General features: G+C 47.6%; 19 protein-coding genes and 1 pseudogene. 7 read left to right on the top strand and 13 right to left on the bottom strand.

Annotation, left to right across the window (positions count from 1 at the left end):
• Positions 1-12: 12 nt before the first annotated feature.
• The 7 genes and pseudogenes from SE18_RS25415 to SE18_RS28405 form a co-directional block, all read right to left on the bottom strand.
• Positions 13-3,951, bottom strand: coding sequence for a tetratricopeptide repeat protein (locus SE18_RS25415; protein ID WP_054537291.1), 3,939 nt, complete (start codon positions 3,949-3,951; stop codon positions 13-15).
• A gap of 86 nt (positions 3,952-4,037) precedes the next feature.
• The gene (locus SE18_RS25410; protein ID WP_054537290.1) at positions 4,038-4,397 is read right to left on the bottom strand and encodes a hypothetical protein; all 360 of its coding nucleotides are present in this window, start codon (positions 4,395-4,397) and stop codon (positions 4,038-4,040) included.
• Positions 4,398-4,770: 373 nt separating this feature from the next.
• Positions 4,771-5,619 (bottom strand): M48 family metalloprotease, encoded by an 849-nt coding sequence (locus SE18_RS25405; RefSeq protein ID WP_054537289.1) that lies wholly within the window; start codon positions 5,617-5,619, stop codon positions 4,771-4,773.
• A 516-nt stretch (positions 5,620-6,135) separates the two neighbouring features.
• Positions 6,136-7,809 carry a serine/threonine-protein kinase gene (locus SE18_RS25400; protein WP_054537288.1) on the bottom strand — a complete coding sequence of 558 codons (1,674 nt, stop codon included), beginning with the start codon at positions 7,807-7,809 and terminating at the stop codon, positions 6,136-6,138.
• An 11-nt stretch (positions 7,810-7,820) separates the two neighbouring features.
• Positions 7,821-8,432, bottom strand: coding sequence for an FHA domain-containing protein (locus tag SE18_RS27040; RefSeq protein WP_083470160.1), 612 nt, complete (start codon positions 8,430-8,432; stop codon positions 7,821-7,823).
• A gap of 99 nt (positions 8,433-8,531) precedes the next feature.
• Complete coding sequence (locus tag SE18_RS25395; protein WP_054537287.1) at positions 8,532-9,176, bottom strand: winged helix-turn-helix domain-containing protein; 645 nt, start codon at positions 9,174-9,176, stop codon at positions 8,532-8,534.
• 85 nt (positions 9,177-9,261) lie between these two features.
• Positions 9,262-9,857, bottom strand: a pseudogene (locus tag SE18_RS28405) (recombinase family protein).
• Positions 9,858-10,001: 144 nt separating this feature from the next.
• Here SE18_RS28405 and SE18_RS25385 point away from each other — a divergent pair.
• The 3 genes from SE18_RS25385 (at position 10,002) to SE18_RS25375 (ending at position 13,324) form a co-directional block, all read left to right on the top strand.
• Positions 10,002-10,403 carry a DUF4158 domain-containing protein gene (locus tag SE18_RS25385; protein ID WP_054537286.1) on the top strand — a complete coding sequence of 134 codons (402 nt, stop codon included), beginning with the start codon at positions 10,002-10,004 and terminating at the stop codon, positions 10,401-10,403.
• Positions 10,404-10,636: 233 nt separating this feature from the next.
• Positions 10,637-12,103 (top strand): DNA methyltransferase, encoded by a 1,467-nt coding sequence (locus SE18_RS25380; protein WP_054537285.1) that lies wholly within the window; start codon positions 10,637-10,639, stop codon positions 12,101-12,103.
• Between the two features lie 33 nt (positions 12,104-12,136).
• Positions 12,137-13,324, top strand: a complete 1,188-nt coding sequence (locus tag SE18_RS25375; RefSeq protein WP_054537284.1) for an AlbA family DNA-binding domain-containing protein — start codon at positions 12,137-12,139, stop codon at positions 13,322-13,324.
• 1,039 nt (positions 13,325-14,363) lie between these two features.
• Here the strand turns inward: SE18_RS25375 and SE18_RS28080 are convergent.
• Positions 14,364-14,579 carry a hypothetical protein gene (locus SE18_RS28080; protein ID WP_236707004.1) on the bottom strand — a complete coding sequence of 72 codons (216 nt, stop codon included), beginning with the start codon at positions 14,577-14,579 and terminating at the stop codon, positions 14,364-14,366.
• On the opposite strand from SE18_RS28080, the gene SE18_RS25370 reads away from it, so the two are divergent.
• Positions 14,484-15,845 (top strand): IS4 family transposase, encoded by a 1,362-nt coding sequence (locus SE18_RS25370; RefSeq protein WP_236707002.1) that lies wholly within the window; start codon positions 14,484-14,486, stop codon positions 15,843-15,845. The two genes, SE18_RS28080 and SE18_RS25370, sit on opposite strands and share 96 nt — an antisense overlap.
• 481 nt (positions 15,846-16,326) lie before the next feature.
• On the opposite strand, the gene SE18_RS25365 is transcribed toward SE18_RS25370, so the two are convergent.
• Positions 16,327-19,854: a protein kinase domain-containing protein gene (locus tag SE18_RS25365; protein ID WP_054537282.1), complete on the bottom strand. Its 3,528-nt coding sequence runs from the start codon at positions 19,852-19,854 to the stop codon at positions 16,327-16,329.
• A gap of 231 nt (positions 19,855-20,085) precedes the next feature.
• Here SE18_RS25365 and SE18_RS25360 point away from each other — a divergent pair, with 231 nt between their 5' ends.
• A complete protein-coding gene (locus SE18_RS25360) occupies positions 20,086-20,652 on the top strand; it encodes an FHA domain-containing protein (RefSeq protein ID WP_054537281.1) in 567 nt (188 codons plus the stop codon).
• 552 nt (positions 20,653-21,204) lie between these two features.
• On the opposite strand, the gene SE18_RS25355 is transcribed toward SE18_RS25360, so the two are convergent.
• From SE18_RS25355 to SE18_RS27650, 3 genes are all read right to left on the bottom strand, one after another.
• Complete coding sequence (locus SE18_RS25355) at positions 21,205-21,756, bottom strand: hypothetical protein (protein ID WP_054537280.1); 552 nt, start codon at positions 21,754-21,756, stop codon at positions 21,205-21,207.
• A gap of 168 nt (positions 21,757-21,924) precedes the next feature.
• Positions 21,925-22,209: a YbeD family protein gene (locus SE18_RS25350; protein ID WP_054537279.1), complete on the bottom strand. Its 285-nt coding sequence runs from the start codon at positions 22,207-22,209 to the stop codon at positions 21,925-21,927.
• A 40-nt stretch (positions 22,210-22,249) separates the two neighbouring features.
• Entirely contained in the window at positions 22,250-22,393 is a 144-nt protein-coding gene (locus SE18_RS27650; protein ID WP_160319556.1) for a hypothetical protein, read from the bottom strand.
• A 620-nt stretch (positions 22,394-23,013) separates the two neighbouring features.
• Between SE18_RS27650 and SE18_RS25345 the strand changes: the two genes are divergently transcribed.
• Together SE18_RS25345 and SE18_RS25340 are read left to right on the top strand one after the other, a co-directional pair.
• On the top strand, positions 23,014-23,268 hold the full coding sequence (locus SE18_RS25345) for a hypothetical protein (RefSeq protein WP_054537278.1): 255 nt from the start codon (positions 23,014-23,016) through the stop codon (positions 23,266-23,268).
• A gap of 13 nt (positions 23,269-23,281) precedes the next feature.
• Positions 23,282-23,989 (top strand): hypothetical protein, encoded by a 708-nt coding sequence (locus SE18_RS25340; protein WP_054537277.1) that lies wholly within the window; start codon positions 23,282-23,284, stop codon positions 23,987-23,989.
• Between the two features lie 43 nt (positions 23,990-24,032).
• Here the strand turns inward: SE18_RS25340 and SE18_RS25335 are convergent, their stop codons facing one another.
• A complete protein-coding gene (locus SE18_RS25335) occupies positions 24,033-24,938 on the bottom strand; it encodes an IS982 family transposase (protein ID WP_054537276.1) in 906 nt (301 codons plus the stop codon).
• Between the last annotated feature and the right edge of the window lie 55 nt (positions 24,939-24,993).

The raw sequence follows: 24,993 nt of genomic DNA, 5'->3' as shown, positions 1-24,993 counted from the left end.
GCACGAAGGCGGCTATGGGCCGCTGACTCCAAGTTTTTCGCTCTCTCTAAGGTTCCGATTGTTATCCGCCTTTTCCAACTCTTCTAGTACCCGTAGGATCAATAACGAATCTTGGTTATCAAGTTTGACACATAATCCATTCCAGTCGCGCTCGCCTATCAAGATGCGCTGAACAGCATTACTAATATTCCAGCCATTTGCCTCAAATTTGGGTAATACTTGCTCAAGCGCTATTCGCGCCTGTTGATGGCCATGAGTTGCTGCAACAATCGCTACGATCAAATCTCCATGTTGTTGATCGATATGCCAGCGATTGGCCGTATGGACGGCAAACGCTGTTCTTACTTGTTGGCGATACTCTACTGCTTGTGCTACTTGACCTGCTTGATCAGCTAAGTCGGCAAAAATACTCAATATTTTCCATACCTCGGCGATTGCAGGATCAAGACCTTTGAAAATATTTAGTGCTTGTTCCGCATAGCTTTGGGCGTCAGCTAAACGGTTCGGCTGCCACGCGCCGGCTTGAATTTGGCCGACAATGAGCGCAGCAAGATTACTGAGCCAACGAGCACGCTCTATTGCTGGCAGATCCGGGGTTTGTAATGCGCGTTGATACCAGTTCTCAGTCTCACTTGGCCTGTCTGCTGTTTCAGTTACAATTGCCAGTTGATTACAAGTTTGGGCAACCCCAAGGCTATCGCGCAACCCTTCACGGATAGTCAAGCTCTGGCGATAATACTGTTCGGCGGTCTGCCAATCGTTTTGTTCTTGGGCAACCATGCCAAGTTGGTGATAAATACCCGCCTCACCATGTGGCTCGTTCAATTGTTGATAGATGTGTTGGGCTGCATTATAATTTTCTGTAGCCTCTGCATACTGGTGTTGTTGAAACGCTAAATTCCCAAGTTGACCAAAAATTACCGTTTGGCCCCGTTGATCCCCAAGTTGTTTTCCAATCGCGAGAGCTTGCTCATAACAACGCTTGGCATCAACAAATTGGCCTTGATCGGTGTGGCAATCCGCAAGCTCCGTTAATAATAGCGCTTTTTGTCTAAGATACGTCTTGTTGTGTGGTTGTTGGCTGAGGAATCGCTCAATCAAGGTTAATGCTTGATGCTGCACCTGCTGGGCTTCAACAGGTTCGCCTAAGAATCGTAAACAACGGCCAATTCGCGTAATTGTTACACAATGCTCATATGAACCAATACTACGCGGCTGATCGGCTGGCTGTTGCTCAATGCGGACTAAAAGTTGTCTAAAGCATTGGAGTGCTTGAGCATAACGGCTTTGAGCAAATTCCGCCTCGCCAAGCACTGATTCATGCAGATATTCAACTGCCGAAAGCTGTTCACTAGGAGCAATATGCGAGGCAAGTTGTTGATTGAGCAGATTGCGCTCACGTTGCATGCCAAAAATATCATAAAAGTAGTTCAGAATATCAGCCATATCAACCGCAACAGCAATCTCCTTGAAGCGCAATAACCCGTGGATTGCTCGTTGCAGGTTGGGAAGTTCATAGTGTACCAAAGCCCGAACTACTTGTGGATTTTGGCGATCGTGCTGATAACAATACCTTGATAACCGATAATAATACACAGCAAAGCGTTGCTCCAGTTCGGTGCTGGAAGGCTGCTGGCGCAAATAAGGTATAAGAGTTGGGTGAAAACGCAAAAATGGCGCGGTAACATTTTCAATTGCCACAGGTGCGATTAATGCAGCATGTTCAAGAGCAACTCGGAGTTGTTGCCACTGTGCTACAGGAATCTCGGTAATTGCTAAAAGATCATCTTCACTTGCACCGCCTTCAAATGGGGCAAGCCGAGCCAGCCACTCACGGTGCTCAGGGTTAAGGCGGTGTAACGAATAGTTAAGCGAGGCTTCCAGCGAGCGATGGCGTTGAGTCGGGCTAGTTTCATCGGTGAATTGATCCAAAGCACTGCTATAGTCGCTCAGTAGTTGCTCGATACTTAAGCTAGAGTCGCGCAAAGCGCGGAGGGTCAAGCTCATCGCTAGCGGGTGATGATCAAGCCGGGACAACAGGGTGCTTAGGTGTTGTTTTGGCGTACGTCGCCGATCAATGGCCAACTCGTCAAGCAACGCCGTGGCAAAGTGGTAGGCTGCGGGGGCATCCAAGCCGTGCATGGCAATGATGCTGGTGCATGGTCCTTGCTGCAAGCGACTATCGTGCAAATCATAATCACGGCAGGTCAAAATGATGCCCGTCCCCGCTGCCCGCAAGCCTAATACACAATCCCATAAGGCGTGGCGTTCTTGGGGTTCCAACACATGCCGCTCAACACTGCCCGCGTTGGGCAAAATACTCTCTACATTATCAGCGATGATCAGCAGCGGCTTGTTCTGTAAGTGCGGCTTGAAACGCTTTAAGGCTGCCTGTAAATCGTGCGAATCGGTTTCAGGCAACGCGTAATGACGGGCAATTGCGCTCAGCAAGGCCATTTGGCTGCCGCCATGTTCAAACGAGAGCAGCAATGCGCCGTGATAGAGCTTGGTTTGGGTCAGCCACACGGCGGCTTCGCTGGCGAGCCGGGTTTTGCCAATACCGCCAAAGCCATAGAGCAAGACGATTTTGTTGTTGAGCAAGGCCCGTTCCATCTGCAAGAGCTCTTTGGCACGACCAATAAACGGGCGTTGATGCGGGTTTTCTATAAAGCCCGATAGCTTCGTTGGTTTGGATCGAGGTGGGTTACCCGTTGGGATAAGATTAATCTCACGTTGCTGATAAAAATGGGGTAACCACCAATCCTCTAAGGTGATTGATTCTGCATCCTTGTCTGGGTTCCGTGCCAAATATAAGCGCACAGGCTGGCTTTGCAAGGCTTGGCGTGCTCGCTCCAAGGCCAGTGATACCGAATCTCCCTTGGCGATCAAACCATAGAATTCGCCGAAAAAGATCGCCGTGGTTATCGGCAGCACACTGGCGCTCATTGCGACCACGGCTGGTACACCTGCCGTCAACAACTGAGTTGCCACACTCCCTAAGGCTTGTTGCCGTTGGTAGTCAATATCGTTGCTTTCGCTCGTATCCATCACACTGGTTTGGCAGGCATCCAACAAGACCAAGCGCACGCCAGCACCATTTAGTAACGTAGCAAAGCGACTGGCTTCAACCGTATCAACCTTGTAATCACCTGTTTCGAAAGCCAACATCCCTTGCGGCACTGTGGCCAATGGATAGAGATCTGATTGATTACTGGCTGATTGATTGGAGGGAAAGCTGCCATGGCCATCGAAATGCAAAATATGGACAGGTTTGGTGCCATCTTGCAAGCGCCGGGACAGATGATCATATGTCGGTGGACGCAAAAACTCCAGCTCGATTCTGCCAGACTTGAGTTTTTGGGTTTGTTCTAAGTGGTGCAAGTGGCCAAAAATAGTTTGAACAGAGCTACGCGGATCAAGAAACTGTGCGTTATCAGGCCGTGCCACAACGACGAGCACCCGTAAGGGCATCGCAAACTGCTGCGCCATCATTTTTGAGCGGACGGTTGAAACAGTACGATAGATTGCAACGGGATTAATGCGTCGTTGATTCAAAAAGCCAAAATCATCGTGCAGCAACTCCCATGGCACGCTCAGTACGGCGGGGATCAGGCTCAAAATTTGCAGGGTTGGAACGCCCATATCACCCTGCATCCATTCAGCATAGATTTCCGCCGCACTAGCGCTTGATCTAAAAATCGCTGCAAAGAGCGTCTTCCCAAACGAGGCTAACTCCGCTTCAACCCGAGCAGCACGTTCACGAAACCCATAAAATGGCCAATCTAAATAATCTTCAAAGTACCACCGAAAATCGGCTCGTTGCTGGGTATTCGGAATGGCAGGCAAGATTCCGTTAGCACTACGTTGATTAAAGCGCAACACCCATTGCGTGCCAGCGGAAGCATCAGCGGCAGGGGTACATTCGAGCGTGAGGATGTTGGATTGATTCATAGAGTCGCTCCTCAACAAGCACTACACCGTCATCCTATCACGCTCTACGAGTAAATAAGAGTCTATCGATATTCATAGACCATTCATTAGCCATGAATTCCTAAGAGTGACTTGAGAAGTTCTTGATCATCATGGACTAAGTTTATGCTTTTTCCATCACTGGTTGTGATTTGAATATCCGGTTGCGGCATTGATTGAGCTGCACGATCGCGGGCGGCCGATAAAAACGTGAATATTTGCGCCACTGATGCAGCAATACCAACACCGTGATTAACAATCTCTACAACGAGTTTCACGTCGTTGAGATCTTTTCGAGGAACTGCTTCAAGGATGTGAATATGGTCAGCTAGGGTCTGTTGGAATTCACTGATAAACCAATTATGCGGATCATTAACACGAATAATAAGGTGGTGTGGACTAGACTGTTCAGGAGTCCAAGTATTCATTATAGTATCCTTTGATAGAAAAACCCTTGTATTGTATGCTGTAATAGAGGGCATTTTGATAGGAGCATGATTTCATAAATAATGATGACCCTATCATTTTTTCTAACGGTCTACTCCTAATTTACCGCTCTTTCTGTTATTCAGATTATGATTTATCCTTAAATCTTATACTACTTTTAAAAAATAATGAATCCTTGATTTCAAGTTGAGTACAGCATTCATACCAAGCATGCTCTGCTGTCAAGCAGTATAATCACTGTCCTTCAGTAGATCATAAACAAATAATAGCAGATCATTGTCTTGTAAAGAGCAGAGGATAGTCTGATACCACGGTACACACTTAGCCACAACATGATGGAGGTTGCTTGGGAGATTACCATCGTTCATGGTGTTGGACATCGAGATCCCTTTCGTTAACAGGGAGTTGTTCCTCTAGAACAAACTGAACGACCTCGGGATGCTGACGAGCATAGTCGCGCATCAGTTGAACGCGGAGCACCGTCGGAGGATGCGTATCATTGACATAAGGAAAGCGTATATCTACATCTTGGACGCGTTGGTCTATGCGTTCAAGACAATCTGCGAGAAGTTCTGCATACCCATGCTGTGCGGCAAACGCATCAGCACGATACTCCATTGCGTGACGTGCTTTCCGCCACCATAGACCACAAAGCATGGCTCCTAGTCCACCCCCCATAAGCTGTAGGAGGCGCCAAAACACGCCATAGAAGAGTAGATCGCTTACCCCAGGCGCTATCTTTTTATGAGCCTCTGCAATACTGCTATTCGTGAAGGGTTCAACACCTGCCATTTGCCGACACCAATCTGCGGCATCATGAAAAGAGGGGAAGATAAGTCGATATAATGCCAAGGCAAGTCGTGCATCATCTCCCTGGAGATGCCCTAATTCATGCGCAACAATGGCGGGAAAGAAAGGCGTCTCAAACCACCCGCTGTCTATATAGAGTGTTGTTCCAGAAACATAGGCATCCCCACCGAGACTATCATCAACAATCAACCATGTACGAGGCCGGATTATCCATGCAGGATATGATGCCAACACCTCTCGAATCAACCGTTGCTCATGAGTTGCCGGTGGACGGGCATTAACCATTTGCCGGTGGATAATCCCAAGATCGCCCGGAGCGCCAAAGACAATCCGGAGACTTCGTATGAGGGGGAAAAGGGCAACAAGAAGTCCAATAGAAACAGCTACACTCATTGACCATCCACTAAGATAGCGAAAGCACCACCATAGAATGCTTCCACGAACGCAGGCACTCACACATTCAACGGTAAAACCAATCCAATATAATCGACGTGGATTCATAGAAACCTTTCCCCTTCTTGGCCTATGGGAAACCAGTGTATGATTTTGGGTACAAGAAACGTAGAATTCATATTTTTATTAAAACGCTCGGAATGACCACAAACTCACGATAGAATCACCCTTCTGGCGTCAATTTCAACCGAAATCGACGAGCACACGCCATTCTTGGGCAGTTCTGTAGCAATAAAACCTCGAAAAAATCACGACAAAAAGTCGCCTACCGGATAGAGATACGCTTTTTAAGGCTATTTTTACTGCTTTTGACCTTACCGTATACGAGTCCCAAAATCATACACCAATACCAAGGAGCCCAGATCGGGGCTTAACCCAGCTAGCCCCGAAAACTTGTAGCGAACATTTGTTTTATTTATTTTAAAATTGAAATCATTGTTTATAATTTTCCAAAATTTATTCTTCCAAAGGTAATATTTCTAATCTATCAATATAAATACTACCAAGTGATTCAATGGCTATGCCTTCCCCAAACAATATACTCTCATCCGTTAACGTAGTGAATTCCTCACCATCAATCTTAACGATAAAATTTCTTCCAGAAACAATTAATTCTAAATCATAATAATAATCACCATCTGGAAATATGTTTTCTTTAATTAAATAGGAACTTAAACCATTTGATTCACCTTGAGCAAGAGATCCCCAATAACATGTATAACGACCACATTCCATTGTATATCCTTGATCAATCTTATTTTTTCCTGCTGTTGCACGAAATATAATTCTATACTTATTACCTTTCATCCTTAATTTAAGGCGATATTCATTAATACTTGTTGATAAAAATATAATTCCCCTACTACCAAATAGTGATGCAGAGTTAATAACAAGTCCATCTTGCAGGAATTTCCATTCTGGTCGAGGCGTAACGTCAAAACTATCAAAAAAGTAGCCTTGTGGCGTTACTGTTGGGGCAGGTGTCTCGGTTATTGTCGGCGTAGGGATGTCGGTTGCCGTTGGGGCAGGTGTCTCGGTTATTGTCGGCGTAGGGATGTCGGTTGCCGTTGGGGCAGGTGTCTCGGTTACCGTTGGCGTAGGGACGTTGGTTACTAGTACAGTAGGCTCATCCAATGGTGATACTCCTCCAGCTAGTCCTGTTGGTTCTGTTACCAAGGGGGTAGTATTGGTCGTTGGTGATATTTGTCCAATACCAAGTGCTGAACGAAGTGATGGATTGAGCGCAATAGCGGTGATGCTTCCGCCAAGAAATACTACTATCAGGAGGAGCACCATCCATGGATAGGGTTTTCTCCCGTTCAGATCCCGAGCCATCTCCTGTGGTGTCGCATACCGTTGGTTAATATCATTGTGTGTTGCTTTCTGAATAATCTTGATGAGTCTCGGATGAGGTTTAGGGTTGATACCCTTGAGATTCAACACGCCATTCGGACATTGCACCTTATAATCTGTGTTTGTCAACATTTCCCATAGCGTAATACCAAGTGCATAGAGATCGGCTCGAACATCCAAGACACGCGTAAAATCACTTTGTTCTGGTGCCATATATAACTGGGTACCTGGATGTGATGAACCATGGATGCCTGTCGTTTTTGCTAAATCTTTATCTTGGGCTACACCAAAATCACCAAGTTTTGCCGATTCAACCGTGCCATTGTGATCCAAGATAAGCAAAATATTCGATGGTTTGATATCACGGTGGACGATTCCATGAGACCAAGTTTCTTGGAGTGCAGTACAGATATCTATGGTAACTTTAATCGCTTGATCCTCGGACAATGCCCCATATTTTTTGATATATGTATCAAGCGAGCCATCAGGGAAATATTCACAAATCAAATAGCGTTCTTGAGTCTGTGGATCAATCTCGACGTTATAGGCGGTAACTATATGGGAATGAAGCATCTTGGCCTGGATTTTTGTTTCTTTTTCAAATCGAGCACACTCTTCATGAAAGAGATGATACGATGGTAATACTTCTTTAACTGCAACGACGCGATTAAGTGCTGTATCTTTTGCTTTATAGACTAATCCCGCAGCTCCTTTACCAATGATATGAACATCGGTGAACCGATTTGATTGAACCAGAAAGCTTGTTGGAAAAGGCATAGAATACTCTCCTAAAGTCTTTGCGTCCCAGTTGTGTTCATTGGAAGGCAGTCATTGATCACGATGACCGTCGCTCCCATTCGGATAATGCTGCCCATATGAAGGATCGCATGTGTATGATGAATGCGCACGCCATTTACTTCCGTTCCATTCGTGCTCACATCTTCGAGTCGTATCGCCGCATCAGTCACCATAATGCGACAATGCGCAATGCGGCTAATGGCCATATCATTGAGCGCGAATATATGTGGTTCCCAAACATCTTCTGGTAACGTACGCCGAATCAGTAATGACCCACGAGAAGGCAAACACATTAATTGACCTCGATCAATTCCTTTATCCACATAGAGATATCGTTTAGCTTTATTGATTGGTATTGGCGATGAATATTGATATGAGGATGATAGATCGGGCCGTTTTTGCTGCTTGGGTTTTGGCCAGGAATGTGGTGTTTGAACAACGGCATCAAGATAATAAATTAATGCGCCTATCGGACCGAATATAATGGTTGGAGGAAGCCACAAGATGATCTCCCACCATGCTCGTTGGGTTACAACGCGTAGCGTGACACTACCGACCGAGGCTCCCCAGCATAAACATATCAAGATAGTAAAGACGTTCATCGTTTCTCCAAGCGTAATAGACTCTTTTGAGTATAAAAAGCTTAGGGAAACATACAACTTGCAAATGACTTGCAACTTCCTTAATAATCTGATAAGTCTTTACACAACCAACCGGATACCTTCGGTACGAATGGTTTGTAGAAACGTAAATCCGCCGCTCGCACTACGGATTTTGCTGCGGATTCGTGAGAGTAAGACATCAAGCTCCGATCGGCGGCCTCCACTATACCTATCATCTGGCCAAAGAGCATTGATAATATCGGTATATGTGCAGAGCATCCCACGATGCCAATAGAGATACTTCAATAGCGTAAATTCGAGGCCTGTTACTGAAATGTAGTCGCCAAAAACCATGACACGTTGCGATGATTCATCAATGTCAAGTGGCAAAACCTGTGTTTTATCATTCAGCAGAAAAATGATTCGAAAAAATTCGTCAGAGCGATTCGGTATTTGAAAGATCGTTCCGTGACGAAGTGTATGCGACTGACCTATCGCTAATTCTTGCTCAAATAATCCGATTCTATACTGTCCTTTTATATTTTCTAGAATATACTCCTGATTGGTATAGACAATGCGTGCATGGACACGCGAAACTGAGAGTATATCAAGTTTGATATAGGGCTTTGTTTCATCGGGAGCAGGGCGGCCAAGATAGGTCACTTCATGTCGTAAATAGATCGGGTCCCACGTCGTATCACGATCAGCGGAATATGTGATTAGTAAATACCCTATATCAGCCATGGATACTCCCTCGAAAATGTGTTAGCAAGCCATTTTTGGGTATGTCTATGTCAGCCTTTTTGAAAGGATATAACCTGGGATAGTCTTAGCGTTTATCCTGTTGAATATAGGCCGCAACCATCCGTCGATGGACTCCTAAAATACGCGCAATCGCACTGATGGAAATCTTTTTCGACCGCAATTCTGCAATAATCGCCTCTTTCCCCGTCAGTTTGGTGGTCTTTGAGCGTGAGCCTTTTGGCTGACCAAGCCGTTTCCCTTCACTCCGTTTCCATCCCAAGGCTTCTTTTGTCCGTTGTGAAATCATCGCTCGCTCAATTTCGGCGGACAGACTAAATGCAAAGGCCAATACCTTGGAGTTGAGGTTGTTCCCCAAGGTATAGCCTTCTTTGAGGACTGGACGGTGATCTCACGCTCCATCAACGTATACAGGATACTCATCACCTCCATGAGGCTGCGTCCAAGTCGGCTCAACTCGGTCACAATGAGGACATCATGGCGGTTCATCACCGCGAGCACCTGACTAAACTTCCGCTCACCGATTTTCATTGTTCCGCTGGCGGTTTCGTCGATCCAGTAATCGATGGTGAGTTTGTGTGCGTCAGCATAGTTCAGAATCTCAAACCGCTGCTGGTCGGTTGTCTGTTTGTTGGTGCTGACGCGCAGATAGGCATAGTACATGCGTCTATCCTTTCATCCTACGCGTTGGCTGCGCAATAAATCCTCAAATTTGAATTATTTTAACCAGAATCTGCTGAAAAGAAAGGGGGATTTTCTGCATCGGTATTTGTTGCTATAATACGGTCGTTTTTGGGGATCACCTCTATGCCACCGACCCCAGCCACCACCACGCGGAAGAAACGATTGCACCTGCTTGAGGAAACCGACCGTGCCGCTCTGTATGACCGTCCTATCTTCAATGATGCGGATCGCCTGATTGCCTTTACCCTGTCGGATGCCGAAGCGGAGCGCTTTCCTCGGTTATCAGATGATCTCCTCCATGCCTGGTTTATCCTCCAATTGGGCTATTTTAAAGCGAAGCAACGCTTTTTTCCGCTCGCCCTGCCAACCATGCTGGATGATCTTCAGTATATCCTTGCGTATCTTGGCTCGCCCATGGAAACTGCCGATCTTCGCATCCCCAACCCCCATACCACTAATAGGTCTATGCCCAACATTCCTGCGGCCAACCGCAGAGTTAACATAATAAAGTATTTTCCTGTCTAATATATAGACATATCAGACAGGATTGGCTGCCTTAATCACTCATAGTCTGATACGCATGAACGTATGGCGAAAATATTCCATCAAAATGCGCGAGAATCCATCCTTTGCCCTTGGTCGCATCGACGTTGGGTTGACCCCTACTGGTACGACACGATGGATATAATGCTCGTCTCATTTCATAGATTGAATAGCTATGATAGACTTGCCTATCATCCTGTGTGTGAGGGCGTAATATGCGACCAATAACCGATAACACCTTGTTTTATGGTGATAATCTTAAGATTCTGCGCGACTATATCCCCACAGAAAGCGTTGATTTGGTATATCTCGATCCACCATTTAACTCCAATCGTACCTATAATGTACTCTTCAAGGACGAACGTGGTAACGACTCAGAGGCTCAGATTGTTGCATTTACGGACTCGTGGAGTTGGGGACCAACTGCCGAACAAGAATATAACGAACTTGTTACCCAGGGATCTCCAGCCATCAGTGATATGATTAGTGCACTCCGTGGGTTTATTGGGAGTAACCCGATGATGGCCTACCTGGTGATGATGGCATCACGGCTGATGGAGTTGCACCGTGTGCTTAAACCAACGGGGAGCCTGTATTTACACTGTGATCCGACGGCAAGTCATTATCTTAAGATCATTCTTGATACTATTTTTGGTGCTGATCACTTTTTAAATGAGATCGTATGGCACTATACAGGCGGTGGACGTTCAAAAAGCTATTTTTCTCGAAAACATGATATTTTGCTGTGGTATCGCGTTGGCCCACGCCATACCTTCAATGTTGATGCAATTCGACAGCCGTATAAAGCGACGAGTCAGTATGCAAAGAGCGGAATCATGAGTGCATCAGGGAAACAATATCAGCCACATCCTTTAGGGACTCCTGTTGACGATGTGTGGGATATTCCTATCATTAATCCACTAGCACACGAACGACTCGGCTATCCTACCCAGAAGCCGCTTATCTTGTTAGAACGCATTATTCAAGCTAGCAGCAATCTTGGCGATATAGTGCTCGATCCCTTCTGTGGCGGCGGAACCACGATCGCCGCAGCACAAAAGCTTGGCCGACGCTGGATCGGGATTGATATAACTCATCTCTCCATTGCGCTCCAAAAATACCGCCTTGCCGAAATGTATCCAGGTCTCACGTTTAATGTCATCGGAGAGCCTGAGGACGTGGGTGCAGCTCACCAGTTGTTCAACGATAATCCGTATCAGTTCCAATGGTGGGCATTATCGATGATTCATGCCCGCCCGTACGGAGCCGACGGTAGCAGCAAGCAAGGTAAAAAGGGTCCTGACGGAGGAATCGATGGGATTATAAATTTCATTGACGATGCGGCTGGCAAGACTAAAAAAGTTATTATTCAGGTTAAGGGTGGCAAGGTGCAGGCCAGCGTTATTCGTGATTTGATTGGTGTGCTCGATGCGACAAAGGGAGTTATGGGTGTCCTCATCACCCTAGAGCCACCGACAAAACCGATGCGCGATGCAGCAACTACCGCAGGATTTTACGAATCGCAGAGCTGGGGCCGAAAATACCCACGAGTCCAGATTGTGACCATTGCCGAGCTCTTTGCAGGTAAAGAGATTGCGATGCCGCCCGCGTATGGCACGTTCAAGCAGGTGCAGCGAGTCGATCCGGATACATCAAACCAGCAAGATCGGCTTGATGTTTAGCCTCAATGTGATAATCATGCAGAGGAGTATCTGATGTGGATTCCTAAAAGCGAATATGAACTCCAGCAAGCCATTGATCAAGGACTGGATGAGAGCAGCATCTTTGATGCGAAACGTGAAATAGCCACGAAATCGAAGTCAATTGCGATTGATATTGCGGCGATGGCGAATGATGGTGGTGTCATTATCTATGGGATTGGTGAGGATGAACACGGGCGACCCAATCAACTGGTGCCCATTGATCTTAAGGGCGCTGCTGATCGCCTCACGCGCATCGTCCAAACCTGTCTTCAGGAGCCACCCCAGATTCATATTTCTACGATTCGTTCCGACATTGATCCGGCCAAGGGCTATCTGGTGGTGGTGGTTCCGCCATCCCCGCGGGCACCCCACCAAGTAGTAGTCGACAAAGAACTTCGGTTCTATGGTCGCGATACCCGGAACAACATTCCGTTGGGCGAAGGGCAGATCGCGCAACTCTACCGACGTCGGCAAGAGGCCGAACAGGATCGATCGTCCTTGATGGGCAATCTTGTGCACGAGTTCGCTGTTGCGCCCCATCCAGATTATGCATTTCTGTACCTCGGCATATGGCCCATACTTGCAGCGGAAGGGCTGATGGACCAGATTGTTCGAACACAAGACGAGCAGCATGATAGCGTGTTCTTTGCGAAGTTGCTTGGTCAGGCCCAGCAATACCAAGCTATTCCTAGTGGATATTACCCAGAATTTCACCAACCCTCGAGTATCCATCGAACGACAAAAGGATGGTTGATGACGTTACATGACCAGGATCGAGGGAAACCTGGCCGGCGGTATGACAGCGCTCTCGATCTTGATGTCCACGATAATGGTCATGCGCGTTTATTTTGTGGACGCGCCGCAAGCCAAGTCAATGGAACGCTTCAGCTTTTCGAGGGGACGGTCGCAGGTCTTACGACCCATTTTTTGTGGACTATGGGTCAAATCTACTCGCGAGCAGGGTACGTCGGAACAGTGGATGTTGGCATTATGGTCACAGGAATGAAGGGGGCGCTGTCCAACGCCCTTGCGAACACGCTAGCCGAACCAACTCGGATGACCGAAGATGTCTACACGCGAACCACCCGTATCAGCACCATCGGACTGACCGAAGCAAGTCGCAATGTGGCGCGGACCTTAGTCATGCCCTTGGTTCGTGCCTCAACCCGCAGCCTCCGTGATCCATTCTTGGATCGGTAGCGCTGTCGATAGAAAAGTAAAGGGGTATGGCACCGATTCGTGTTTTTTAAGGCCATTTGTTGCTTGATGTCTCCTCGTCTTAGTAGCAGACATCAAACAGCCAAGATTTAGCGTTGGAGATGTCTTCTAACTCTTTTTTGATCGATCTTCAGCATGGATTAATGCTCATTTTATGCATTCTGTAATATGGCCTTAGCGGTGGCCGTCCGGGGTCACGGATCGAGTCATCGGTCAGCGTGACCCGACAAATGGCAGTGTCGAAGCACCCCGTTGGTTGGTTCTGCGGCGCGTGATCTGGGCCTTTCCGCAGAAATTTCGTCATTTTTTGCTTGACCACACGCGGATTCATCCGGAACCGACGCTTAGGGCTTAAACGCACGGCTCCTCGAAACATGGCAGCAAACGTATGTGCGCATACGAACGATGGCGACCCGTTGATTATAGGAAGGAGGTTTAACCCCATATTAGCGCGACAAGGCTAAAAGGGCTAGAACCAGCATTCGTGCGGTATGCGGCAAAGTAACTATAACGGAGTAATGTCATGTCTAATAAAGAGCGTTATCAGACATGAATGGCCTATTTAAGCACTCATGATGTCTGATATCGGGGTTGAACGCAGATTCCCCCAGTTTTCTCTAGCGAACGGATGTGTTCCTTGATATTCATGACAATCCTACGATGGAATACCCGATACGAAAGGGATGAATCGCGTCGAGGCGAACTATACCACCGCACCATACTAAACAAACGACCGTTTAACTGGTATGCCAGCAGCCCGCTGGATTATCGCGCTTTTGCTGTGATTCAGCGCACGTTTGTGTCCCAAAGAACCCATCGATGAAATCAAGAGACCACAAAACCCGTTGAATGATGGGTACTGTGGTACGATTTTAGGCTGAACCGATGTTCACGAGAGAAAACCGGGGATATGTGCGTTTAACCCCAAGACCACTCAAATAAGGGTTATGGTAGCTGGTATCACTGCATCTGAGGGCATCGCGACCATCCATGGGATACTGAACGCATCCCACTGCTTTCCTTATCCACGGAGGTCGCGATGCCCTTTACCATACGGCAACTTTCGCCCGATGACAAGCTCGCCAGCCAGTTGACCGTCGATATCTTTGCCCGTGTGCTTCCCACCACCCTTATTGATCAGGTGCTTGCGGAAACCCACTGCATCGAACAGCGCCATCGTCGGCTGACAATGCGGACGATGGTCTGGCTGCTGATTGCCATGAATATCTGGACGCACTGCGCGATCCCCACCGTCTATCGCCATTTGACCCGTGGCCTGCGGTGGATCTGGCCATCGGAGCCACTGCCACCGATCCCCCAGAGTGGAGCGTTTACCTATCGACGCTATCAACTCGGCGTTCATCCCCTCCATACGCTCATGCGCCGGATCTGCCGCCCGCGTGCCACACCCACAACGCCTGGAGCCTTCTTGTTTGGGTTACGACTGATGGCGCTTGATGGAACCATCGAAGATGTGGCCGATACGCCACCCAATGCGGCGTATTTTGGCCGTCCAGGCAGTCGGCGTGGCCCTGGTGCGTTCCCCCAAGCCAAACTGCTCTATCTGATCGAGTGCGGAACGCATGCGATCGTGGATGCGGGAATTTGGCCTTGTCGCACCTCGGAATGGTCGATTGGCAAACGGCTCCTGCGTTCTGTTGGCCCAGGGATGCTCTTGTTGTGGGACTGCGGCTTTCATTCGCATGCCTTGCTCACGGCAGCGCAAGACCGAGGTGCGCAGATCATCGGGCGCATTGGCAAACATCTGCGTCCACGCGTCCAGACGGTGCTGGCGGATGGGTCTGTCCTCGTGACCATCTTTCCACCCAACCACGGTCGTCTGGAAAAGCTCTCCGGCATGACGGTTCGCATGATTAGCTATCAACTGTCCATGCCCGCCTTAGGCGATCCAACGACGGTTCATCGGCTCATCACGACCCTGCTTGATCCGGTGCAGTATCCAGCGCGGGCCATCATTGGCGCGTATCACGAGCGCTGGGAGGTGGAACTGATGATCGATGAAATCGATACCCATCAACGGGCAACCCAGCAGCGGTTTCGCAGCCAGAAACCAGTTGGGGTTATTCAGGAGTTTTATGGTCTTGTCCTTGCCCACTATGCCATTCGCGCGGTCATGCACGATGCGGGAACCTATGGGGCGTGTGACCCAGACCGCATCAGTTTTGTGCTGGTGGTGCAGGAAATCCAAGCCACGCTGCGCGAGTTTCAACAAACACCCACCGCCGACCATGAACGACTGTATCAGCGGCTGTTAGATGCGTGTAGTACGATGCGCCTTCCCAAGCGGCGTTTTCGGATTAATCCGCGCGTGGTCAAGCAAAAAATGACGAAATTTCTGCGGAAAGGCCCAGACCACGCGCAGCGGAACCAACTCAGGGGATGTTTTGACGATGCCATTTGTCGGGTCACGCTGACGGGTGACCCGATCCGAGACCCCGGACGGCCACCGCCCTTCCAATGGACGCAGTGCCCAGCGCCATAATCCTTATTTGAGTGGTCTTGCGTTTAACCCCATATCCCTCCAAATAAGCACTTTATTTGATGGCTGATAATCATCAGCATATGGCGAACATAGCCCACCAGAATGCACAAAAACCCATACGTTGCCGTTCACCGCATCAACGTTGCGTTTACCCCTATGGGATATCTGCGTTTAAACCCCAATTTGCATGACATAAAGAGGTATGGTAAGGATTACGGAGAAACGGGCCACGGAGACTCCTTCAGCCTGTGAAAACGATTCTGTTGCGGGTAAAATGCCGTTTGCTGGGCATTTTTGCGAGAAATCTAAGCGTGCGCCAGGAGATTCTTACGATAAATCCGCCATAGAATGAGCGTTCTGTTGCGGATTCGCGCTGTTCAGGGAGCCGTTTGGCCTTGATTTTAGCGAGCGGCCCGTTTGTCCGTAATCCTTACCATATATCATAAACGCCGTCTGGCCATGCGCTGGTTTGCCTAGGCACTCAGAGGATGGCTTGCCGAAGCCATTGCAAGCGCTGAAGAAATAACGGTCGCTCCTCAGTGACAATCTCTTGTTGAATGCCTTCTTCGAGCAGTGCCATAATTTGATGATCCGCGATGAGTGGGCACATGGCGACGATATGCTGGATTTCCTCAAAGGATTTAGCTACTTGAAACGCCTCGAAGGCAATCTCAAGTAGTTTATCGATAGAATGTTCGTTCATTGTTGGGTTGATTGCCTGCTTAATCTCGCCGATCAGAGCATGGGCTGGTAGCAAACCAGCGGCTGCTGCCTGTTCGAGGTGTATCAAAGCGGTTTGGAGTTCTCCTCGTTTTGTCAGTAAGACACCCATGCCCAAGTGGGCCTGAGGAATTTGATCATCAAGGTCTAAAGCCAACGTTAAGTCCTCATGGGCTTTATCAAGTTCGTCAACGAACGTCCATATACTACCGCGAAGCGCAAGCGCAGGAGCATGCCGTGGTTCGATCTGAAGAGCTTGAATGACGGCTTGAAAGGCTCCGTCAAAATCATCGCACTGCATCAGCAATGTGGCGTGTAGCACAAGGACATCGGGGATCTGGGAGTCTATTGACAGCGCACGTTCGGTATCGCGCAGCGCTTCATGTGGGCGTTGGTATACGCCGCCATATAAGAGAGCCCGTTGCGAGAGCAAGAGTATCGAGTAAGTCCCCTGCGCTATTGGTATGATTCTGTCGATATATTGAAGTCCCTGATTGATTTGTTGAAGGGCCTCGCCATAGCGCTGCTCCTGTACGTAGCAAACGGCGCGGTTATAGGCTAACTGTACAGCGAAGATAGGCTGTGGGTTTGGTATAAGCTCCATGAATGTGTCAAGGTCGGCGTTTGCTTCTTCTAATCGGCCCAGCGCGATTTGGACTCCGGCGCGAACGAGATAGGCTGGCGCAAAGAGAGTCATCTGCGCGATGGCTGTATCGCAATCGGCTAGAGCGCCCTCTATGTTTCCTTGCATCAAAGCGATGGACGCGCGGCCGACATATGCGGGTACAAGATCGGACTCGAGTTGGACAGCCCGATCATAATCCGCTTGAGCGACGACTATGCGCCGCTCAAGCATAGCACAGTCAGCCCGAATGCTGTAGGCATACCCCGACTCCGGATTTGCTTCAATCGCCAATTCGGCATCAGCCACCGCATTCTGGAGATCGCCAAGTGAGAGGTGAAGGTTTGATCGATACGCATATGCATTGGAGGGCGCTTCGTTGTAAGCGATTGCCTGGGTAAAATCCTCAAGTGCCGCTTCATATCGCCCCAGTTCGATGTGGACCATACCCCGTAATTCGTAGGCCAGGCCAGCTCGGGGATCTAAACGTAGAGCGCTATTGGCATCCCGCAGCGCTTCGTCTAATCCTGTTTGACTGCCGAAATTGTGCGAAAAGCCGCGCTGTTGATAGGCGAGGTGCTGAATGCGCGTCAGATGCGCTTGGTTATCGGGAAATTCCTGACTGAGCGACAGGCATTCGGTGATAGCCTCGGCAAAGCGGGTGTGTTTAATCAGGATGATTAGATAGAGGCGATGGATATTGAAATCGCTCCGTTCCAGGGTACGGGCGCGCTCAAGAAGCGTTATAACCTCCTCGTTGTAATCAATCGTAGCGAGCAATGTGCTCTTGAGCCAAAGCAGGTTGGTGTTCCAAGGGTCGAGCATAAGCGCCTGATGCGCTTCTTGGATTGCCTGATCGAGCTGTTTTCGGCTTTCATAATACTTCGCCCGCCAAACATAGTCGTCCACATTGCGCCCAAAGGTCAGCGGATCGTAACCGGCACTGGTGCGTGCATCAAGCTCGCGTTCGCGTTGCGAGGCCTGTTCCCACCAAGCAATCCATCCCGTAGAGTTGTCAGCGCTTAGCCCGTAACGCGTTGGCCAGCGTTGCTGGTTGGCTCTTCGCTGAATGTCCGCGTATTGGAAGGAATTCTCGTCAAGTGCGAAAACACGATCAAGATCTTCCTGTGCATCCTCAAATCGTTCTAGATCAAGCAAGATGTCAGCTCGTTGCAAGAGCAGCCCGGTTGACATGGGATAGCGACTCAATCCCTCGCTGACCAATTGTAGAGCGTAGTCCGGAGAAGAGCGCCAACGCCAGCATCGGATGAAAATCGGCATGAGGACTGGATTGAAATCAAAAATCGCCTGATTAAGTGCGACAGCACACTGAATATCGTTAATGATTCGTTCGATCATATCATCGGGCGGTGGTGGCGTATCACTGGCAAGATTCAGCGTGCCGTGGTAGCTCGCCATGATGATCGCCCGTCCAGCCCAAGCATCAGCTAACTGGCTGTCAAGTGTGAGTGCCCGATTGATACATTCAAGGGCATAAGCGTAACTCGAATCATCCTCCGGAACGGTTACCATCGCTTTGAACATCCAAAACCGCGCGTCGTGCGGATCAGTGGCCAGTAGTTGATCGATGTATGTGTTTCTTACTTGTTGCGCCTCTTCACCATCCGCTTCAAACAGCATCACGATCTTCAAATACTGGCCTTCTTTATAATGTGGATGGGCATCCAACAGAGCATTGCAAAGCTCCCACGCATCACTCCCATAGCCGAGTGTGAAGAATGAAAACGCCTTTAGCAAAAGAAGTTGAGGCGGGACTTCGTATGCAGGGGGTTGCGCAAGGACAATTGATCGGGTTCGTGCCAGATATGCCAGCGCTGCTTGCGCTTCATCCCATCCTCGATACCGATCCTCCGGATTGCTGGCTAAGCACCGTTTGATCCATGCTCTCAAATCCGAGGGCACACGCCAGTCGATATCGGCGGGGATATAGCCTGTGCTATGAAGCTTGGCCAAATCCGCAAGCGCTTGTGAGATGACTTGTGGACTCGACTCTTGCCCTGGACGCACGACAGGAAAGGCTAGGCGGCCTGTCAGTAGCTCGTAGGTGATAGCGCCTAAGGCGAAGATATCGCTGCGGGCATCGAGCGGGGTGCCACGCACCTGCTCCGGGGACATATAAGGGATGGAGCCTGCTTGCGGATTGGAGAGCGCTTGGACAAGACCAAAATCGGATATACGCATGGTACCACTTGAATCAACGAGAATATTGCTTGGTTTTAAGTCGCAGTGCACGAGATCTGGCATTTGGCGCGTGACGAATATCATAGCAGTGATTATTTGCCAACAAGCCACGACGGCTTCGTTGTTATTAAGTTGACCACGCTCTTGCAGAAGCGTGTCTAGGCTAAAAGACCGTTGATCGGAATCGACTATGGCCTCGGACAAAATGTACGGTTGTTCGCCTACCATCAGAAACCCTAAAGCCGGGACAATGTAGGGATGGAAGCCTAATCTTAACCAAACCAGAGCTTCCTTGCGAAACATATTGCGCCTATTGGTATCCCACGCCACTGTATTATTGAAGGTTTTGAGTGCTACGGTTCCCAGACCGACTTTGCAGAGGTAGACAATCCCCTGTCCGCCTTTCAAAACCTGAAAAACATGATATTCTCCTAGAATAATATCGCCGACCTGATATTCGATCATGACTGCTCCCTTCGCAAACTCGTTCTGCCAAAGAATGGATGGAACTTTTAGTGGGGAGAGATTGATAGCAACGTGACCTATTGAGGTAATATATCACTTGCAAACGGCCGAGGCTAGGCAACAGAACTTACGATATGATGAGAGTCGTTGCAGTCGTTCGCGATTTTCGCTTATGACAAAGATGCAATTAACCAACACTGTAACGACAGGTTGCTCTGTAAGGAGGGTTTTATGGCTAAGTCGTATGCACAAATTTTGACTAAAGACCTCCGGGAAATCCTGAACATCCATCGGAGAAATCTAGGTATGCTTGAAATTCAAGCCTCTCAAGTTGGGATTCACATCTCCACGGAGTTAAATAATAGTATTTATCGCGAACAGCAAGCGATTGAATCAATTATGGCTGAGTTCGAGTTGCGCCAAGCAGAACCTATAGCGATGGCTGAAATTAATGCCAACGCTCCATATGCCTACTTGTCCTTGATGAAGGATAATCAACGCTTAAGTACGCACGGACTTGCGTTTGATTATGTGACAATTGGGCGATCTCAATGTGCCATTATCATTGCGCAAACGTACGGTATGGTGAGTAATCTTCACTGCGCAATAATCAGGCAAGGCCGACGTATGTTTATTCAAGATCTTGAAAGTCGGAGGGGAACATATCTCAACGATGATAAAATACAAGATCGCCTTCAATTGAAGGTTGGCGATCAAATCAGCTTGGGACCGAACCAAAATACTGAATCAGCGGTTTTATTATTTCACCAATATGAAAAGGTCATTCCAACAAAATAGCTTTTTCGCAGAGGTTATCGACCGCTAATGATCCAGGCAATGATGTACCTGATAAACTCATGCGACCCTTCGTCAATACCCATGACCGTTATTTAGTGATGGGCAGAATGGTAGAGTAACTGATTAGCATTCCCGTGCGCTTGGTTGTTCGCCAAGGTCAAGCCAATGCTTTGAAAGGCTTGCGTGAGTCGGATAGCGCTGCGCTGGCAGGGAGTTGGAAGTGTCGCGTTCAATGAAAATCTATTGAGGACACGTCCCATGCGACAGCGAAACCGCCGCACCTGAAGGCATGTTCTCATCATTGTGCAGCTTAACAACGTTTGTACTTTATTGGTGCGGGTATTGGGACATCGCTCAGAGTGGGTGTAAGATTACAGATTGCGTCCGCCAGATCCAATTGGGTTAATGGGGTACAAAAGCTATTTGACGATTTTATTACGGGGTTCAACATAACTGAGATTATGGTGGACATTCATACGGAGGGGCCAAATAGCTCTTATACCCCAAAAGAATATACTGATTCCTTCTCGGTGCTTGTTTCTATTTTAGACTTTAAGATTGTGATTGGAGTGATATCATATAATCAACATACGCAAACCCATGCGCCGTAATATCGTAGGTAGGAGTTCCTTTTCTGGTTCGACTAGCCACCAGAAGACCTTCGCGTGCGAGCGCGTTTAAATCACCGTGGTAAACAGGAATTTTTCGTTTAGCAAAGCCAGGGTGATGAATATAATCTGGCCCTTCATTTACCTGCAGCAGGGTGACAGGCTGGCGCTCGAACCGTGGCAATGATCGTTGTGCTTGGGCAATATGCGCCAATAATGCACGTTGTTCGTCCTCAAGTAAGATAAGTTGATACAATTGCCGACCGACTGTTTTCTGAGGATTGATGGGTTGTGGTAACTCGCCGCGCCGATCAAATTCAGCATGAAGTTCTTTTAAGATTAATTGTTCGTTTTTGATCTCATTCTGCGTGAGTAGCGGCACGGCAGCCGAGCCATACTGTGCCGCCTGTTTTTCAAGCAGTGCGAGGTTAAAACGATGAATATCCCATAATTCCGAGAGATTGGCGAGCGGGAGATAGCCATAGGATTCCTTCATGGATATAACTCCTTATAAAATAGATGAGTTGAGAATACTGACTCTTCAACTCATCAATCTTCTCAGTTTATTCCACTAGCATACAAGACGATGGATTGGCATTAAATTCTCTTAAGAATAGGGGCTGATTTGTGGGACAAATCAGTACCCTAACATCCAAAAAAAGACTTAATCCAGCGGCAAATCTAAGTGTTCCCAGTGCAGATTGTCGAACGCCATTTCAATCGATTCATCAGGATTGCCCGCAGCGCTACGCCCATCATCCGCAGTTGCAAAACAGGCATAGCGATAGTGCGGATTTGCCCGTGTACCATTATCAAGGATTTGAACGGTAACGCGTTGCACCCGTCCATCCGTTGCATTTCTCACGATTTCAAACGTTTCTACGACTCTCGCTACCTCACGTACACCATCGATCTTGGCTAATTCGGTAAATAGCGCATCAATTTGCATCTTATCCTCCTTTTACAGTTTAAGAGTTTTCTTATAGGGCTTACGAACGAATCACCTGATCCTCAATGATTGCCTCGATATAATCATAGGCTTCAACCTCGGTACCTTCAAGCACAATTTCGTTACCGTTGAGTACATACCATATACCAATGGGCGTATCAAAATTGGTTGATTCATTCGCCATATACTTAAGCCGTAATCCAACAGTGGCTGCACGATCATGAATTGTGGTTATATAGTCGCTTACCTGCTCACTCCACGCTTCGAGATCACCCGGTTTGAGTGTGAGTGTGGATGGATAGGCAAGGAGCGTACTTGGTGGCGTGCTATGCTTCGGCTTTCGGGAGTGTCGGTTAGCTGGCATCAGTATCCTCATTGATGTGTCTCGTTCTCCTCTTCATAAAGCTATCATAACATAGAAGTACATGTTTTAATCATACAAAGGTGGGTATTTTGACGGCCGTCAAAATACCCACCTTTGTATGCAATATCTTACCAATGATGATTAATCATGCACAATAGATGGACAGGAGGATCTGAATCAAAATCTATAGGTTTAAAACGTTATAGTCCAGTCTCACTATCTGACACACATCGCTAATTTGTGATGAAACTTGATACATTCAGCATGGGGAAATCTCAGTATTTGTGACGGCCTACAATAGCAGTGATTTTCTGGTTGTAGAGAAAAATTAGATCTTAACTACTTCATTATCGAAAGATACGGATGTATTGTATTATAGAAATAGAAAGTCAATACGATGAATATAATCTTCAATGGATTAAGAATAGAGGTTAGCCCAAATGAATGAAATAGAAAAAGAGATCGAATCCCTTCTAACGCAGCGCAGCACGCATAATGATAATTTACGATATCTTAATGAGGTTAAGGCTCAATATGGGATTAATATTCCAATCGAAATACGTAATTCAATTAATGGTATACAAAAGGAAATAGATTCTATCGACGAAAAACTTATAAGACTTAATCACCTTCCTGAATCATTATTTTCTATTAATATTCTTGAGAGAATAGAAAAAAATAGAACGCGTCATTGAAAATATCCAAAACGTGTTTAATCAATATATTAAACCTTCGGACTTTACTTGGGGTGAGCAATGGTATCATTATGATGATGAGAAAATAATTCTGCGAGATAATACTACTTATTTTTATAAAGATTTAATTCAAACTGAAAGAAGATTTGAAGTTGCATTAGTAAATTCGCTCGATACCATACATATGGTACTGTATATTCATAATTTTACAAGAAGTTTCACCAATCGAATCTATGAAAATACTAGTGATTGGGACCAAAAGAAATTTTACTTATTTACTATGAAGAGTACAATACCTGTCTTTTCATCACCAGATAATCAAATTGTCTATGAAAAACCGGTATTTTCATTAAATAATAGGTTTATTGCCTATAGCTTCGCATCCGATTTCTCCCCATCCTCTATTCCAGGTACGTATATCATTGATAATGAAGGCAAAGCGCCAGACCATAATCTAATAAATACGGTAGATTGGAAAGAAAGTATTGCAATTTTTGATATTTATTCACAGACGATAAGAATTCTTTGTACAGAGACGTGTGAGAATGGCTATGCAAAATGGGCTGAGGCAAGAAATTTCTTAAATATCCGATTTGTTAATAACGATAGTGCCTTATTTTGTGTAACTGGAACTCGAAGAGGACTTGAAAAAACATGGTACATCCCATTAGATGGGAGTGAGATAAAACAAGAAATGAATCCTTTCTGGGATGAACAATGATCATAGACTACCTGATTGAATAGATCTATACGCCTGATGTGAGTTAGACTTCTTTGATCACGGTAAAGGTGAGGACATCAATGCCAAATCGCGCACGCAACACGGCCTTCACGACGAGATGCGTCACCTTACTGGCAATGCGCGTTACCAAGCCTTCCACCGTTTTGGCCAACAAGCGCTCACTGTTCCGTCCCGTGTTTTGCAGTTCATGAAACGTCCCTTCGATCCGTTCGCGGATCGACCCGAGCAGGGAATCAAATGGCGCAGGATTCTGCCGTTGGTTGTGGCGTTTGGCCGTCCAGATGCGATTATCGGTGGTGGCTCGGACTTCCTGATGCCACTGTTCACCGAGAAATCCTTTATCCGCCCACACGTCGGCATTGGTGATCTGGTCCAGAATTTCGTCCGCAGCGGCGCGCTCATCGGTATGGGCCGGTACAAGGTCATAGGCCACCGGAATGCCATCGAGGGTCGTGAGCATCACCAGTTTATACCCAAAATACGGTAATTTTCGGCTGGCACAATAGCCATAACTCGCGCTTCCAGCGAAATCGCTGCGGGTTTTCGGACGCGTATAGCCCATGACCGGAATCGGTTTGGTATCAAGGATGACCTGTGGGCCGTCCACCATGGCCCATGACGCGAGCCATGAGCGACGTACGGGTTCGAGCAGACCACACAGTCGGCGGGCATGGCGATTAAATTGACTTTGGTGCGGCAGGGTTGGAAATAGATCGCCATGCGTTGACCGGAGAAATCCTAAGAAGCCGCGTTCGCTGGGAAAGGGTACCAGATCCATTGCCAACAAAATGGTGAGCACCTCGCTTGGCGCGAGGGCGGGAGCCGGCCCTGGGGCAGCTGCCTTGGGAGAACGGTTGGTTGATTGATACCAATCATCAACCAGCACATACAGCATGGTCATCACATCAGAAAATGGTATACTAGGCATGGACGGAACTCCTGTTGATGGTTGGTAAGCACATCCATCGTCGGACTTCCGTCTT

Origin of the sequence: Herpetosiphon geysericola (assembly GCF_001306135.1) — a bacterium.
In the GTDB taxonomy this organism is placed as follows: domain Bacteria; phylum Chloroflexota; class Chloroflexia; order Chloroflexales; family Herpetosiphonaceae; genus Herpetosiphon; species Herpetosiphon geysericola.
This window is presented reverse-complemented; position numbering and strand designations above follow the sequence as displayed.